Annotated in this window: 14 protein-coding genes; 8 read left to right on the forward strand and 6 right to left on the reverse strand. The window is 34.3% G+C overall.

Annotation, left to right across the window (positions count from 1 at the left end; translation table 11 throughout):
• The first annotated feature begins 305 nt into the window (after positions 1-305).
• The 3 genes from JI750_RS19170 to JI750_RS19180 are packed head-to-tail and all read left to right on the forward strand — an operon-like array spanning position 306 to position 6,931.
• The gene (locus JI750_RS19170) at positions 306-3,521 is read left to right on the forward strand and encodes a SusC/RagA family TonB-linked outer membrane protein (RefSeq protein ID WP_202005973.1); all 3,216 of its coding nucleotides are present in this window, start codon (positions 306-308) and stop codon (positions 3,519-3,521) included.
• 20 nt (positions 3,522-3,541) lie between these two features.
• On the forward strand, positions 3,542-5,332 hold the full coding sequence (locus JI750_RS19175; protein ID WP_202005975.1) for a RagB/SusD family nutrient uptake outer membrane protein: 1,791 nt from the start codon (positions 3,542-3,544) through the stop codon (positions 5,330-5,332).
• A 30-nt stretch (positions 5,333-5,362) separates the two neighbouring features.
• Positions 5,363-6,931: a DUF5123 domain-containing protein gene (locus JI750_RS19180; RefSeq protein WP_202005977.1), complete on the forward strand. Its 1,569-nt coding sequence runs from the start codon at positions 5,363-5,365 to the stop codon at positions 6,929-6,931.
• Positions 6,932-7,060: 129 nt separating this feature from the next.
• On the opposite strand, the gene JI750_RS19185 is transcribed toward JI750_RS19180, so the two are convergent.
• The 4 genes from JI750_RS19185 to JI750_RS19200 are packed head-to-tail and all read right to left on the reverse strand — an operon-like array spanning position 7,061 to position 9,418.
• Positions 7,061-7,636 carry a pentapeptide repeat-containing protein gene (locus JI750_RS19185; protein WP_439649353.1) on the reverse strand — a complete coding sequence of 192 codons (576 nt, stop codon included), beginning with the start codon at positions 7,634-7,636 and terminating at the stop codon, positions 7,061-7,063.
• 24 nt (positions 7,637-7,660) lie between these two features.
• The gene (locus JI750_RS19190; protein ID WP_202005981.1) at positions 7,661-7,861 is read right to left on the reverse strand and encodes a hypothetical protein; all 201 of its coding nucleotides are present in this window, start codon (positions 7,859-7,861) and stop codon (positions 7,661-7,663) included.
• A 49-nt stretch (positions 7,862-7,910) separates the two neighbouring features.
• Positions 7,911-8,852: a helix-turn-helix domain-containing protein gene (locus JI750_RS19195; RefSeq protein ID WP_236673103.1), complete on the reverse strand. Its 942-nt coding sequence runs from the start codon at positions 8,850-8,852 to the stop codon at positions 7,911-7,913.
• A 2-nt stretch (positions 8,853-8,854) separates the two neighbouring features.
• Positions 8,855-9,418: a DUF6642 family protein gene (locus JI750_RS19200; protein WP_111380078.1), complete on the reverse strand. Its 564-nt coding sequence runs from the start codon at positions 9,416-9,418 to the stop codon at positions 8,855-8,857.
• A gap of 172 nt (positions 9,419-9,590) precedes the next feature.
• Here JI750_RS19200 and JI750_RS19205 point away from each other — a divergent pair, with 172 nt between their 5' ends.
• Positions 9,591-10,196: a 5'-methylthioadenosine/S-adenosylhomocysteine nucleosidase family protein gene (locus tag JI750_RS19205; RefSeq protein ID WP_202005983.1), complete on the forward strand. Its 606-nt coding sequence runs from the start codon at positions 9,591-9,593 to the stop codon at positions 10,194-10,196.
• A 33-nt stretch (positions 10,197-10,229) separates the two neighbouring features.
• On the opposite strand, the gene JI750_RS19210 is transcribed toward JI750_RS19205, so the two are convergent.
• A complete protein-coding gene (locus JI750_RS19210; RefSeq protein WP_202005985.1) occupies positions 10,230-11,057 on the reverse strand; it encodes an SIR2 family NAD-dependent protein deacylase in 828 nt (275 codons plus the stop codon).
• A gap of 352 nt (positions 11,058-11,409) precedes the next feature.
• Here JI750_RS19210 and JI750_RS19215 point away from each other — a divergent pair, with 352 nt between their 5' ends.
• From JI750_RS19215 to JI750_RS19225, 3 genes are all read left to right on the forward strand, one after another.
• Positions 11,410-13,212 (forward strand): glycoside hydrolase family 2 protein, encoded by a 1,803-nt coding sequence (locus JI750_RS19215; RefSeq protein WP_202005987.1) that lies wholly within the window; start codon positions 11,410-11,412, stop codon positions 13,210-13,212.
• Between the two features lie 89 nt (positions 13,213-13,301).
• Positions 13,302-13,931, forward strand: coding sequence for an MgtC/SapB family protein (locus tag JI750_RS19220; protein WP_202005990.1), 630 nt, complete (start codon positions 13,302-13,304; stop codon positions 13,929-13,931).
• A gap of 11 nt (positions 13,932-13,942) precedes the next feature.
• Positions 13,943-14,473, forward strand: coding sequence for a GNAT family N-acetyltransferase (locus tag JI750_RS19225; protein WP_202005992.1), 531 nt, complete (start codon positions 13,943-13,945; stop codon positions 14,471-14,473).
• On the opposite strand, the gene JI750_RS19230 is transcribed toward JI750_RS19225, so the two are convergent.
• Positions 14,474-15,274: a helix-turn-helix domain-containing protein gene (locus tag JI750_RS19230; protein WP_202005994.1), complete on the reverse strand. Its 801-nt coding sequence runs from the start codon at positions 15,272-15,274 to the stop codon at positions 14,474-14,476.
• A 67-nt stretch (positions 15,275-15,341) separates the two neighbouring features.
• On the opposite strand from JI750_RS19230, the gene JI750_RS19235 reads away from it, so the two are divergent.
• Positions 15,342-16,478: an Atu1372/SO_1960 family protein gene (locus tag JI750_RS19235; RefSeq protein WP_202005996.1), complete on the forward strand. Its 1,137-nt coding sequence runs from the start codon at positions 15,342-15,344 to the stop codon at positions 16,476-16,478.
• Positions 16,479-16,515 lie beyond the last annotated feature (37 nt).

The raw sequence follows: 16,515 nt of genomic DNA on the forward strand, positions 1-16,515 counted from the left end.
ATGTCATATAAAAAAGCAGTAAAATTTTCAATATGTAATTTTTTTTATGAATTTTTTGGGAAATTTTATTTTTCGTTTAGAAAAAATATCTATGTTTGTGTAATCGATTACAACTTTTTTTTGATAATCCGAAATCGATTAAGTAAAGGAGAAAAAATAGAGCAGGAATAAAGCTTTAATAGAGATATAAAGAAAATACTGTTAAAATAAAACCGCAAAAATTAACTATAAAATGAATTGAAAGTAACCACAAAAAACCACTAAAACCACCAAGAAAAAACATTTAATAACTTAAACAATCAACCATGAACTTTAAAGAACTATTAAACAAAGGAGCAAATTTTTGCTTTAAACTTGTTTTCTTACTGTGCTTATTGATCGGTAGACAAGTACACGCTCAGGGCACAACGATAGAGGGAACCGTTAAGGATGCCGCGGGACTTTCTCTTCCTGGGGTAAACGTCTTAGAAAAAGGAACTAAGAACGGAACTTCTACCGATTTTGATGGACATTATAAACTAAAGCTTACCAATCCAAAAGCGGTTTTAAGTTTTTCATTTATCGGATTTAAAAGTATTGACATTTCTGCAGATGGAAAATCGAAAGTAAATGCAACGATGTCTGAAGATTCTAATAATTTAAATGAAGTTGTTGTAATTGGATATGGAACTTCTAAGAAATCTGATTTGACTGGTGCAGTTGCTACGTTTTCTGGAAGTGAGGCTCGTAAAATTCCAGTTCCAAACGTAGCAGAAGCTTTAACGGGACGTGTTGCGGGGGTTCAAGTAACTTCTTCCGAAGGGTCACCAGATTCAAATGTGCAAATTAGAATTCGAGGAAATGGATCATTAACACAAGACGCATCTCCATTGTATATCGTAGATGGATTTCCGGTAAACAATATTAATGATATTTCTTCTTCTGATATTGACACTATGACGATATTAAAAGATGCATCATCTACTGCAATCTATGGTTCTAGAGGAGCTTATGGAGTTGTTATTGTAACTACTAAAAAAGGTAAAGATGGTAAAATTGCTGTAAACTTTAATATGTTCTATGGAATGAAAAAAATGGCTAATACTATCGGTGTTACATCTCCAGAAGACTACGTAAAATGGCAGTACGAATATGCGATGCTTAAAGATAATACTGATGTAAGCTCTTACGAAAAATATTTTGGAGCATGGCAGGATTATGATATGTACAAAGGCATGAAAGGAAACAATTGGCAAAAGCAAGTTTTTGGACGTACCGGGGAAGTGCAGAGCCGTGACTTATCTATTCGCGGTGGAAGTGAAAAAATGAATTATAACTTCAATTATGCCCATTATGATGAAAAAGCAATTATGTTGGGATCGGATTTTAATAGAAACAACTTATCTCTTGCATTAAATAGCAAAGCTTCTGATAAAATTGATTTAAGTTTCACGATGCGTTATTCTGATACAGAAATTAATGGTGCGGGTATGAATGAACAAAACGAAGCTTCTTCAGCAGATTCTCGTTTAAAAAATGTTGTAGGATATGCCCCAATTCCGGTTCCAGGTTTGACAACAGATGATACAGATGAGGCAGTTTCTGATAATTTAACACATCCTTTTGTGGCTATTACAGACAACAACCGTCAGCAGTTTAGAAAAAACTTTAACATGTTGGGGAGTTTTTCATGGAAATTCACTCCAAATCTAATTTTCAAGACAGAATTAGGTTTAGATAACTATAACTATCAAGATTATCGTTACTACGGACGTACAACTTATTACGTAAAAAACACTCCGGCAGCAGAAAGACAAGGAATGCCAGCGATGATAATGGGAGATAGAAAAGATACACGTTTTAGAAATGCAAACACGCTTAACTATGACATGAAAAAAATAGTTGGGGAGGATCATTCTTTAAAATTTCTTTTGGGAGAAGAGTCTATCGATTTTAAAAGAAACGATTTGACAAATACTATTCACGGATTTCCATTATCTTTTGATTTAGATGATGCTAAAAAATTAACCACACAAGGAACTCCAGTTTCGGTTGATAATTTCTACTATCCAGATGATAAATTACTTTCTTTCTTTGGACGTGTAAATTATGATTATAAAGATCGTTATTTATTTACAGCTACATATAGAGCGGATGGGTCTAGTAAATTTTCTGAAGGTAATAAATGGGGATTCTTTCCTGCGGCGGCGGCAGCTTGGAAAATATCAGGGGAAGAGTTTATGAAAAATGCAACATGGATTAATTTGCTTAAACTAAGAGTAAGCTACGGTGAAGCGGGTAACAACAATATTCCAACAGGACAGATGGTTCAAAGTTTTGTTTCTACAAGTTCTACTTGGATTAATGGCGTTAATAATTATTGGGCATCTTCTAAAATTATGGCTAACCCAGATTTGAAGTGGGAAACTACTGTAACACAAAATATAGGTTTAGATTTTGACTTGTTTAAAAATAAAGTAACAGGATCTGTGGAGTTTTATAAAAACATCACAAAAGATTTATTGATCAATTTCCCAATTTCGGGAGGAGGTTATGATTCTCAATACAGAAATATGGGTGAAGTTCAAAACAGTGGAGTTGAAGCTACTTTAAACCTTAACCTAATTGAAAAAGCTAAATATGGATTAAGCTTATCTTTCAATGCAGGATTTAATACTAATAGAATTAATTCACTTGGCGTGATGAACAATTTTGGATGGGCTTCTGGATGGGCTTCTACAGCCATCGGAAATGACTATTTAGTAAACGTAGGAGAGCCAATTGGTATTATGTACGGATATAAAAGTGATGGACGCTACGAAGTTTCAGACTTTGATTATAATGCAGGAGCATACACTTTAAAAGCAGGAGTGGCAGATGGGACTACAATTGTTGGACCAATGAAACCTGGCGCTATGAAATTAAAGGATATTGATGGTGACGGTAAAGTGAATGCTAATGATCTTACTGTTATCGGAAATGCTAATCCTAAAACTACAGGAGGTTTTGTTCTGAATGGAAATGCTTATGGTTTTGATCTTTCGGCAGCATTTAATTATAGTATAGGTAATGATATCTATAATGCTAATAAAGTTGAATTTGCTACTTCAGTCCCAAATGGACAATATAGAAATTTAAATTCTGAAATGGCTGATGGAACAAGATGGACGAATCTTGATCCTAATACTGGACAGTTAGTAACTGATCCTGTAGCTTTAACAGCTTTAAATGCAAATACTACAATGTGGTCTCCTTATATGCCTCGTTATGTTTTCAGTGACTGGGCTGTTGAAGATGGGTCTTTCTTAAGACTTAATACTTTAAGTTTAGGTTATACTACACCAGAAGCTTTAACCTCTGCATTAGGGGTTTCTAAATTGAGGTTTTATCTTACGGCTAGTAATGTTTTTGTTTGGACTAAATATTCAGGTCCAGATCCTGAGGTTTCAACAAGAAGAAACACACCGCTTACACCAGGAGTTGATTATTCAGCTTATCCAAGAAGCAGACAGTTGATATTTGGTTTAAACCTTAATTTCTAATTCAGTAAAATTTTCACAAGATGAAACATAAAATATTAATTGCAGGAATTGCACTGGTAAGCCTTTTTACATCCTGCTCAGAAGATTACTTAGATGCTCCAGCAAAATCAACATTAGACGAGTCAGTTATTTTTTCTAGTCCAGGATTAGCTGAAGGAGCGATTGACGGGATTAAAATTCCGTTTGCAGAAACTAACTCTTACAGAGGCCGTTTTCTTCCTTTTTACGGATTGAATACAGATGTAGAGTGGTACAATTCTTCGCAAACTGTTAGTGATGCATCAGATTTATGTACTTATGATGCACAAAAAAATAACTCTCAGATGAATACGACAAACAACGCTTGGGCAATGATGTATTCTGGTATTGAGCGTGCAAATATTGCTATCAGAGGTTTGCGTACTTATGGTAATCCAACACCAGGATCACAGTTAGGATATTTGCTTGGAGAAGCTTTAACGTTAAGAGCTATTTATTATGCAGACTTGATTAAAGCTTGGGGAGATGTCCCTGCTAGATTTGAACCAGTAAACAATGCAACACTTTATGTTGAGAAAAGCAGTAGAGATATTATCTACAAACAACTTCTTGCTGATTTAGCAGAGGCATCCACATTAGTTCCTTGGCCAGGTGAAAGCACAGCAACAAGTACCGTAGAAAGAATTAATAAAGCATTTGTAAAAGGATTTCGTGCTCGTTTAGCAATGGCAGCCAGCGGTTATCAACAATATCCTGATGGTATTAGAAGAAGCACAGATCCTGAATTGTCTGTAGGAAATATGTATGCATTAGCTTTAGCAGAATCTCGTTCTGTTATTGCAAGTGGAAAAGCGCATCTAGAATCTTCATTTGAAACTTTTTGGAAAAACTACAACCAAGAAAAAATTAATGCAGGAGGTGAGTCACTTTGGGAACTTCCATTTGCAGACGGTAGAGGTCGTATGTTATTTACATTCGCAGTACGTCATACTACAGAAGACCAGTTTCATAGTAATGGTCCAAATCGTGGTGGAAGTGCTGGCCCTCTTCCTACAGTATTTTATGATTACGATCAAGCAGATACGAGAAGAGATGTAACTTGTGTCCCTTATAAATATGGTACCGCAGTAAATAATATTGCAAAACAAGAACTAGGAGCCTTAAATACATGGTATTTTGGAAAATACCGTTACGAATGGATGACGCGTTTTGTTACTTCGGATAATGATGATGGTGTAAATAAAATTTATATGCGATATGCAGAAGTTCTTTTGATTGCAGCAGAAGCAGCGAATGAATTAGAAGGGCCAGCAGCAGCAGCACCTTATCTCAAAGAAATTAGAAGAAGAGCATTTCCAACTGCTGTTCAAACCGAAAAAGTAGAAAACTATGTAAATGGATTGTCTTCTAAAGAAGCGATGTTTAATGCTCTTGTTGACGAGAATAAATATGAGTTTACAGGCGAAATGGAACGTAAACAAGCTCTTATTCGTTGGAATTTATTAAAGGTAAAATTAGATGAAGCCAAAGTAAAAATGAGGCAGCTTGCGGATCGCACAGGTGATTATTCAGATGTTCCTGCAACATTATATTATAAATACCAAGCGGATAATGTAAGTTTAAATATTTACGGACTTAATCGTGGGGAAACAACTAATCCAGGTGCAGACTGGACACAATTTGCATGGACATGGACAGGTGCTGCAACCGAAACTAAGATCAGTACTTTATATAAACCTGGAGTTAATCCAGACAATAGACAATTCTGGCCAATCTGGCAAGTATTCCTTGATGGAAGCAATGGAAAATTGACTAATGATTATGGGTATTAATAACTTGCTGAAAATTAATAAAGTATTATTATGAAAACAAAATATATAGTAAAAGGGTTAATTGCCACATTAGTATTCATGCTTACTTTTTCTAGTTGTGAGACCTTTAATGAGGCTGTGATTGAAAATTTGGATGTAAGTAGAGAATTCTCTCCACTTGGACTTACAGCTAAAATTAGAAACTCAACTACAGTAGAATTAAACTGGACTGTTAAAAAAGAAGAAAATCCAGATCATTATGTAGTAGAATTTAGTGCTGATGATCCAAATTTTACAACAATTTTTAAAACTGTAAATGTAGCGCCAACAGAACTCCCTGTTCAAGTAGCATTAGAAGGAGAAACTGTTTATTCTATCCGAGTTAAGGCGGTTAGTGCTACAGGGTTAGAAGATTCTAAATGGTCTGTAACTACTGCAACTACTTTGTCAGAGCAAATTTTCTTTCCAGTGCAAGATGCAGATATAGATGCTACTAAGGTAACTTTGAGATGGACTCCAAATAGCGCCGTTACACACATTACGGTTATGCCAGGTAATATTTCACATACAATTACTGCTGACGAAAAAGCAGCTGGTGTTGCTACTATAACAGGCTTAACCGGTGAAACTGATTATGCGGCGACTTTGTATAATGGAACAAAGAAAAGAGGTAATGTTACTTTCAAAACAGGAATCGATATTGGAACTGGTATTTTGGTTAAACCAGAAGATGATTTAAATGCAAAAATTGCAGCTGCTGAAGCAAATGCTGTTTTAGTACTAATGCCTGGAGACTACAATGTTTATACGGGAGAAATTATTTTAAACAAGCCAATTACAATAAGAGGTTTACGTGTTGCAAATAAACCAAAACTGAGCGTTAGATTTACTTTAAATTCTGGAGCATCTACTTTAAGTTTAATAGATTTAGAATTAGATGGTAAAAATACACAAACAGATATTATAAAGTACAATCAAAATGGCAACTACGGAAAATTACTAGTTAGTGGTTGTACAATACACGATTATCAAGGTTCATTTACTAATACAGCAACAGGTGTTGTGGCCAAAATTGAATCTATTACTGTAGAAAACTCTGTAATGACGAATATCGATACAGCTTCTACTGGAGAATTTATTGATTTCAGAACTAGTATTGTTTCGAGTATTGTTTTAACAAAAAGTACATTTAATAGTTGTGCAGCAGCTAGAGCATTTATTAGACTAGATGCCGCTACAGGAACAGGAACAGGTCTAACAAGTAATGTCTTAATAGATGGTTGTACGTTGTATAAAGTTACAAATACGACTTCGGCTGGAGGTTATCAAATATTATACATTCGTTTTGTGGGTAATGCTACAACAGTGCGTAATTCATTATTTGCGGAGACAATTGCTAGATATGCAAATCAAGCAGCTACAGTAGCTCCAACATTTGCAAATAATAATTATTACATTGCAACAACACTTAATGCTGCGGCTCCAACAGCTCCTTTGAAATCAGATAGTGCTGGAACTTCATTAAATCCTCAGTTTGTTGATGCTGCAACAGGGAACTTTAAAGTTCAAAACCAAACAATTATTGATAATAATATCGGCGATCCTCGTTGGTTAAAATAAAAAATCGTGGTTGATTAAATAGAAAAAGCGGGATACAATTTACTTTGTAATCCCGCTTTTTTAGTTTTCAGTCGCGGTCCCAGTCTTCAGTCATGGGGGTAGCTGAAAACTGAGACTGAAAACTAACAACTACTCAATAAATAAATCAAATTTTTCTAATAAACCTGCAAGTGCCGTATGAGAAACCTTTGTTCCTTTAATCTTATTTTCTGATGGATCAAAAGCATAGTTTCTGGAAGTTCTAAAATCTGTTTTTTCCAAAATGCTTTCCACGAAAGTGGCACCCGAAAGATCGCAGTTTTTAAAAATAGCCAGCGATAAATCGGTATTCGAAAAGTCAGTTTCTTTTAAAGAACAATCTGTAAAATAGGTTTTCTTTAGTTTTTTGTAAATGAAAGTAGAATAGTCCAAAACACAATCTTCAAAATTCATAGAAAACAAAAAACTATTGCAGGCACTAAAATCAAGCCCCATTAATTTACAGCCAATAAATTTGATGTTTTTCAAACCTGTATTTCTTAGCACGGCCAATGAAAGATTGCAGTTTTTAAAAGTAGAATCCATAAAATCATTATGACTCAAATCGCTTTTAGAAAAGTTGCAGTTAATGAATTCGCAGTTTACAAATTCGGTATTGGCTAAACTCTGATCCGAATAATCAATCGTTTCAAAAGTTCGGTTTTGGTATAATTTTGATTCCATAATAAATTTAAAAAGGCATGTAAGGTTTTATTCTAATTCGATGCAATCGAAAACAGAATTGTTTTGAAGTAATGCTGTAACATTCAATTCGCTGTCAACTCGTAAGATATTATCGCAATCTTCAAGATCGAAATTCCATTGAGATTCTGGTAATAATTGATTTAGTAATGCAGAAGCCGATTCAAATTTGGCTTGGTTATCAACGGAAGTTTTAAAAACATAAATCATAATTTGCATTTTTGAGGAAGCAAATTTCTGAAAAACGTCTAGATATTTGTTAGGATTCTCTAATCAATAATTGGGACTTATCAATCAATTTTCGATATCGAATTGGAGAAATTCCTTCTGTTTTTTTGAAAAAACGACTAAAGTAAGATTGATCTTCAAAGCCTACTTGTGCTGCTATTTCACCTACAGAAAGGGTAGTTTGAAAGAGTAAATATTTAGCTTCGAGCAATATGTTTTCGTCAATCCATTTAACAGCAGATTTTCCTGTTATGGTCTTAACACATTTATTTAAATGGTTTGGAGTGACATTCAATAGAGAAGAATAGTAATTTACCTGATGCTGGGTTTTTATATGATCGTGAATCAATTCTTTGAATTTTGCTGTAATGGCTTCTGCTGCCGAAATGTTTTTTACAGTTTTTACAGCATTTTTATTCATCTCGTAAAATAGCGTAATCAGATACGATTGAACAATATTCAAATCTGCAATTGTAGTTTCCGAATATTCCTTTTTCAATCGCTCGAAGATGTTTGTAATTGGTTCAATGTCTTCGGAAGCCAGTTTGATTTTCGGATTTCCAGAAATTTTCAAAAAATCAAAATCATTCAACAATTCGCGACTGCCATATTTCCGAATCAAAATATCAGGATGAAACTGGCAGATATAACCTTTGTGAATATTATTGATATTGTCTAGCGAAAAGATCTGACCAGCGGGAACCATAATCATTTGATTATCGGTCGTAACATATTCCTGGTATCCTAATTTCATAACATGCTGACCAGAAGAAATAAAAATTAAAGTATGGCAAGAATGTTTAGAAGGTGGAACAGGATGCTGCATTTGCATCATTTCTTCAATTTCCAGACAGAAAAAATGATCCGAATTCGATTTGAAAAGCAAATGAATAGGATTGTCTTCTCCTAAAAATTTCTCTCGAAATCCTTTTGGGCCATACGTTTTTATTTTCTCTGCCTGCTTCTTTTTCATTTTTAATAATATAATCTAAAGTCAAGCAGTTTGCACAGATTGTAATGTTTAGCATAAAGATCTTCGACCACTTCAATCAAATTGTCGTTTTCCTGATACAGACTAAAAAAGGCTTTATCAATTGTACTGCAACTCGCAATTTTATTATAAGTAGAACCGTAGCCAGAAATAGCTCTAGCACCAGTAATATCTAAGAAATATTGTGCTTCTTCTTCGTTTAAGTCTAAAACTTTAAGATTGGCAAAATGAATAATTTTACCTTTCATTTTTCCTTCAAACAATTCGGCAATTTCTTCAATGCTGTAATAATAATCGTGAAGGCAGATATTGTTTTCCTGACCAGGCATTGCTAGATAAATAATTTCATAATCTTTGAAATTATGATCTTCGTAAAGTAAAATATTCAAACTTTCTTCTAAACCCTCAATCGTGTCGCAAGTTTTATGAATGCTCGAAATGCCTTGGTCAATAGCCAGTTCTTCAAGACATTTTACCACATGTGTCGGGGTATGATCGTCTATATCTTTAACGCCTTCAAGGCAGAAAATAAATTTTTCATTATCCATGCAGTTTTTCCTTTCTTTTTTAAGACTTTTTTAGTGGTTCTAGCAAATGTATTTTTTAAATCATAAAATCCAATAGATAAAACGGACTTTAACGTCTTTTTTGGATTTTAAATTTAAGTTAGAGCAACGTAAATTTTTAAACGTATTTTTGTAAACCGAAAAGGAGTTACGCATGATACAAATTAACCAAACAGCATCCTTTGCTGTTGAAGATATATTATTCTGTTTTGCGCTCGAATCTGAAGCAGCAGAAGTTTTTAAAGGTCACAATGTTTTAATTACGGGAATCGGAAAAGTAAATGCAGCTTACGAGTTGACAAAAGCCATTCTAAAGAAAAAGCCGTCTGTTATTGTAAATCTGGGTTCAGCGGGAAGCAGCTGCTTTCAAAAAGGTGAGGTAATCTGCTGTACCAAATTCGTTCAAAGAGATATGGACGTTCGCGGATTAGGTTTTGCATTATACGAAACGCCTCTTTCTTGTTTACCGCCAGTTTTAGAATATGGTTTGTTAATGGATAATCTAAAAGAAGGAATCTGCGGAACAGGCGATAATTTCGAAATGGGACATTGCTCAGACGCCTACAATGTGGTTGATATGGAAGCTTACGCTCTAGCTATGATTGCCATGAAAGAAAATATTCCGTTTTTAAGCCTAAAATATATTTCTGATGGAGCCGATGATAATGCTGCTGAAGATTGGACGGTTCAAGTTCATAAAGCAGCTATTGCTTACGGGAAAATTTTAGGGTTGATAAAAGAATCTGAAGCCATTTCTTAGTTGAAATGGCTTTTTTATTTGTCGGTAATTTTATTAAGCCAAATTGATGTTTCGGATCATTTCTTTAATCAATTTTAAAGCTTCAGTAGATGTTTTTCGAATAATGATTTTATTCTTTTTATCTTTTATTAAAGCCGTAAACTGATTGTCTTCTATATTGATATCAACAATAGTTCCGCCATATTTTAAAGTGGTTTCTGCAATTGCAACAGGTAGATTCGTGGCGCCAGAAGTTCCTAGAATAAAAAGTATTCCAGAGTTTTTGGCAATTTTCAAAGAACTGAATTTTTTATTTGTTTGTTCATCGTAGTATTCATCAAACCATAAAATATTTGGTCTCATCCAACTTCTACAATTTTTGCATTTTAAAAGCTCTATTTCTTTTTCAGTTAAATCTTCATCGATGTCTTTTCCTTTTATTTCTTCGGGCAGATTTATAATTTCTTTGCAACCGTTTGAACACTTTATTTGTCTATTATTTCCATGAATTTCGAAAATCCTTTCTGTTCCGCTTAATCGGTGTAAGTTGTCTATATTTTGAGTAATCAGATGAAATCTGTCTTTTAAAATGTTTTCAATTTCAACCAATTCGTAATGACTTGCATTTGGCGTTGCATTTTCGAACATTTTTTTTCTAAACAATGAATATTGCCAAACTTCTTCGGGGTTTTCTTTGAAGTATTTAAAAGTTCCAAACTCTTCAGGTTTGTGAAATTTTGTTCCCTTGATCCAAATACCATCAACACCTCTATAGGTCGGAATTCCACTTTCAGAAGAAATTCCAGCACCAGTTAAAAAAGTAAAAAGGTTTCTTTTGTTTTTAGTTGAAACTTGTTTTATTATGTTTTCTAATTGTTCCATGTATAATGAAAAAAGGATAAATCTTTTTGGATTAAATATAAACTAAAAATTAATATCTAAAAATTGTGAGTTTTTATGAATTGCTAGCGGAGCAAAATATTTATAGTATAATTTAAATTCCCATATTCAAAAGCTCCAGCGGAGCGACATATTGAAAATACCTGATTTTAGTATAAATAAAGAATGAAAAACGACTAAATAAGCTTCATACAATAAAACTGATAAGTATTTGATGGGTTATTTTTAACTAATATGAAATGTTTGTTTACTAGTCAAATTCAGAAACTTTTTAACTTTATAACCTTCATATTTTACTAACTAAAGACCTTCAAAAACCAAAATGATTTTAACTATGAAAAAGATAATAATGCTGTGCTGTGCTTTTCTGTTAATGGGAAAAACAATAGCGCAGGAAATTCCGTTGGTGGCTAATATTTCCTCGCGAAACAATATTACTTTAAACGGAAAATGGAGTTATATCGTAGATCCGCTGGAAAACGGATATTTTAATTACCGTTTAGAACCTTTTAAAGACAACGGATTTTTCGAAAATAAAAAGTGGAATACCACAGAGTTGAGCGAATATAATTTTGCAACCTCAGCAGTAATGGATATTCCGTCAGATTGGAATTCGAAAGACCAAAGATTATTTTTTTACGAAGGAACGGTTTGGTTTCAGAAAGACTTTAGCTATAAGAAAGATTCCAAAAGCAAAGGAATTCTCCATTTCGGCGCGGTTAATTATGATGCAAAAGTTTATGTAAACGGAAAATTGGCAGGAACACATATTGGCGGTTACACACCTTTTAATTTTGACGTAACCAATTTATTAGTTGACGGAAATAATTTCGTAGTCGTAAAAGTCGATAACAAACGCCACAAAGACAACGTGCCAACCGTAAATATGGATTGGTGGAATTATGGCGGCATTACAAGAGACGTAACTCTGGTTCAGGTTCCGAATACTTATATTGAAGATTATTTAGTTCAATTGGATAAAAAAGAAAAAGGAAAAATTTCAGGTTGGATAAAATTAAATAGCGAATCGGCAAATCAGTCTGTTTCGGTTTCAATTCCAGAACTGAAAATTAAAAAGAGCGTTACGACTGATGCAAAAGGAATTGCCTATTTTGAAATTAAAGCCAATCCCGTTTTATGGACGCCAGAAAGACCAAAATTGTATGATGTAACGATTTCTAAAGCAGATGAAAATATCGCGGATCAAATTGGTTTTAGAACTATTGAAACGAAAGGCAAAGAGATTCTTTTAAACGGAAAAAAAGTCTTTTTACGCGGAATCAGCATTCATGAAGAAGCGCCTTTCAGATCTGGAAGAGCTTGGTCTCAAGAAGATGCCATTACGTTATTGACTTGGGCAAAAGAATTAGGCTGTAATTATGTTCGTTTGGCGCATTATCCGCACAACGAAAATATGGTAAGAGAAGCTGAAAAAATGGGATTAATGATTTGGTCTGAAGTTCCGGTTTATTGGACCATTTCGTGGACAAATCCAGATACGTATGCTAATGCCGAACGTCAGCTCCACGATATGATTTACAGAGACAAAAATCGTTGCGGAATCGTAATTTGGTCAATTGCCAATGAAACGCCACATGGCGATGACCGAGATGCTTTCTTGAGCAAACTGGCAAAATATGCGCGCACGCAAGATAATTCTCGTTTGATTAGTATGGCGATGGAAGTTACTTCGAGTTCAAATAACATCAACACGCTTCATGATAATATGAATGAATATGTAGATATTGTAAGTTTCAACCAATATTTGGGCTGGTACAGAGGAACCAATGAATCTTGCAAAGACATGCAATGGGTAATTCCGTACAACAAGCCCGTTATTATAAGTGAGTTTGGTGGCGAAGCGCTGCAAGGTTTGCACGGCGATAAAAAAGAACGTTGGAACGAAGAATATCAAGAAGAATTGTACATTCAGAATACACAAATGTTCGATCGTATTGAAGGTTTAGCAGGAGTTTCACCTTGGATTCTAGTTGACTTTAGATCGCCAAGAAGACAATTGCCAAACATTCAGGATTTCTTTAATCGTAAAGGATTAATTTCAAGCAACGGAATTAAAAAGAAAGCTTTTTATGTGATGAAAGATTGGTACAAACAAAAAGAAGAAGAATATAAGTAAGACAAAGTAGAAAACCTTCAAAGTCATTTTGATTTTGGAGGTTTTTTTGTGTTTTTTCCTTAATTTTATTTAAAAAAAAGAACACTTTAATGGAACTAGAAATTGTCATAAGATTGCTTTTAGCGGCATTTTGGGGAGCTTTAATTGGTGCCGAAAGAGAATACAGCGGAAAAGCAGCTGGTCTTCGCACCACGATAATGATTTCTGTTGGGGCTTGTTTCTTTACGTTTATGTCCGAATGGATTGGCGGAGCAGGAAATCCAGATAGAATAGCTTCTAATATTGTAACGGGTTTAGGTTTTCTTTGCGCAGGAGTGATTTTTAGATCAGATAATCATGTTAGCGGCATTACGACGGCTGCAACAATATGGTCTGTTGCAGCAGTTAGTATGGGAGTAGGAGCGGGTTATTATTTTGCATCGGCTTGTGCGGCCTTGATGATTCTTTCCATTCTTACGGTGCTTACTTTTCTTCAGAATAAAATAGACCTCATCAACGCACATAAAACCCTTCAAATAACTTTTAAACGTTCTGATAGCGGATACGCAAGATGCAATGAGCTTTTTTCAGTCTATGGCGTAAAATCAAAACTGATTACACAGCGTCGTAATCTGGATCATATAGTTTTAGAATGGCAAATACATGGTCCAAAAAAATCTATAGAATCTTTGTATACAGCACTTTTGCAAGACCCTGTTTTTGAGGAATTAGTATTATAACAACAAAAAATATGAATTTTAATTTACAGCCCGTTTTAGAAAATGATCTTTGCATTTTGTCTCCTTTAGAAGAAAAAGATTTTGAGGCTTTGTACAAAGTAGCTTCCGATCCTAAAATTTGGGAACAGCATCCAAACAAAGACCGATGGAAAAAAGAAGTCTTTGAAAATTTCTTTGAAGGAGCCATGAAAAGTAAAGGCGCTTTTAAGATTATAAGTAAAGAAACAGGAGAGTTTATCGGAAGTACAAGATTTTACGATTTCAATCAAGAAGATGATAGTATTTTTATTGGCTATACTTTTTATGCGGTTTCTTGCTGGGGAAAAGGCGTGAACCAAAGTGTAAAAAAAACAATGTTGGATTATCTTTTTCAATATGTTTCGAAAGTGAAATTTCATATTGGTTCAGAAAATATCCGATCACAAATTGCGATTTCAAGAGTAGGAGCCAAAAAAGTGGACGAAGAAGAAGTGGCTTATTTTGGAGAAAAGCCAAAATTGAATTTTGTATATCAAATAAATAAAGAGGATTGGGCTAAATAATCATTTTCTAGCTTTAGGTTTCTCTTTAATTACGGAAAAATAAGAAGTGCTAAAAGCAGAAAGACTTTTGTAACCAACCATAAAAGCAATTTGGCTCAAGGTATATTGGTTCGCATCGAGAAGTTCAATGCTTTTTAGAATACGAATTAACTGCAAATATTTCTGAATTGTAATATTGGTGTTCTGTTTAAAAATACGCTGTAAACTTCGAACCGACATTTGTGCCAGTTTTGCCAGTTCTTCAATATCAAAAGTATATTGATAATTTCTGTTGATCTCGTTGCAAACTGGAATTAGACGGCTATCGGTGGGAACAGGAATTTGAAGGGAATTATTTTCCTTGCAAAACGAAGGAAGACTGGTTAAAAGCGCATTTAAAAAGCTAGTCTTTTCTTCATTGTCAATTAATTCTTTATCCCATTTAGAAGCGTACAAAATCATTTCTTTCAAAACAGGAGGAGCTGAAAATACGTGTACATTTTTATAAAAATCTTTTTCGGGAATCGATTTAAAAAGTACAATCATCAGATTTACTGTTTTAGATTCTGAAGTAATGCGATGTTCTTTGGCAGAAGGTATCCAGATAACATGGTTTTGAGGAACGAGATATACTTTTTCATCCATGTGAAAATATTGATACCCTTCTTCAACAAAAGTTAGCTGAGAACGATGATGTTTGTGTTCATAATCATCATGTTTCCAATTTGTATCATACCACACGTAGGCATTGGTCGCTATGTCGTCTACATAATGGCCTTCGCTTTTTTCAGATAATCCGCATTTTAAATTGGCGTTTTGCATATACTTTTTGGCAAAGTTAATAAAAACGTCAGAGCTATTTTTGTGAATCAATATAATTTAAAACGACATGAAAAAACTGCAGCTTTTTTTAATAGCAATTTTAGCACTGACAAATACTGTAATTACGGCACAAAATAAAACGGCAAATGTATTAGTGCTTATTCATTCTGATAATGGAGGAACATATGAACTGGCGAAAGAAATAGCAAAAGGAATAGAAAGCGAACCGAATGTTCGTGCAGTAATTAAGCAAGTTAAAGCATCTGCAAACGCAAAACTTAAAGATGTGCCAGTTGCTACAGTTGACGAACTGAAAACCTACGATGGAATTGCATTTGGTTCTCCGGTTTATTTCGGAAATATTAGTACAGCTATGAGTGATTTCCTTTCAAAAACGGTTGATTTATGGACGAATCATGCTTTAGAAGGAATGCCGGCAACCGTATTTATGTCGGCAGGAAGCGGAGCTGGAAAAGAATTGGCATTGCAGTCTTTTTGGAATAGTCTAGCTGTGCACGGAATGGTTTTGGTTTCAAACGGAATTAGAGGAAACGAAAAAATAGATAAAAAGATTCCGCAGGGAAATTCGGTATTAGGAACTACGAGTTTGGCTTCTTTAAAAGATGTACCAAGACCAACAAAAGACGAACGTTACTTGGCAGAATTACAGGGAAAAAACTTTGCAAAAGTTGCATTGGCACTAAAAGGAACTTTTTTGAAAAAGGAAATAGCAGAAAAACAGCAAACGTCAATCAATGATGTATTAAAAGAAAAAAATATTGTGCTGCCACAAGTCCCAAAACCAGCAGGAAATTATCAGCCTTTTGTGCGTTCAGGAAATTTGATATTTATTAATCAGGTTGCTTTAAAAGATGGGAAGATTTTAAATCCTGGGAAATTAGGCGTAAATCTAGATGAACAGAAGGTAAAAGACGCAACGCAAGCAACAATGCTTAATGTAATTTCAGTTTTGAATGAAGCTCTTGATGGCGATTTAAGCCGTGTAAAACGATGTGTACAGCTTACAGGAATTTTCAATACCAAAGACGATTACACTAAACACGCCGATTTAATGAATGTAGCTTCTAATCTTACTGTTGAAATCTTCGGGGAAAAAGGAAAACATGCCAGAGCCACTTTTGGAGCTTCATCTATACCAGTTAATTCTTCGGTTGAAATACAAGCCATTTTTGAAGTGGAATAAAACAAAATATTAAAAAAAAAGAAAAACCCTTAGACAG

It is taken from the genome of Flavobacterium tagetis (assembly GCF_016735615.1).
In the GTDB taxonomy this organism is placed as follows: Bacteria; Bacteroidota; Bacteroidia; order Flavobacteriales; family Flavobacteriaceae; genus Flavobacterium; species Flavobacterium tagetis.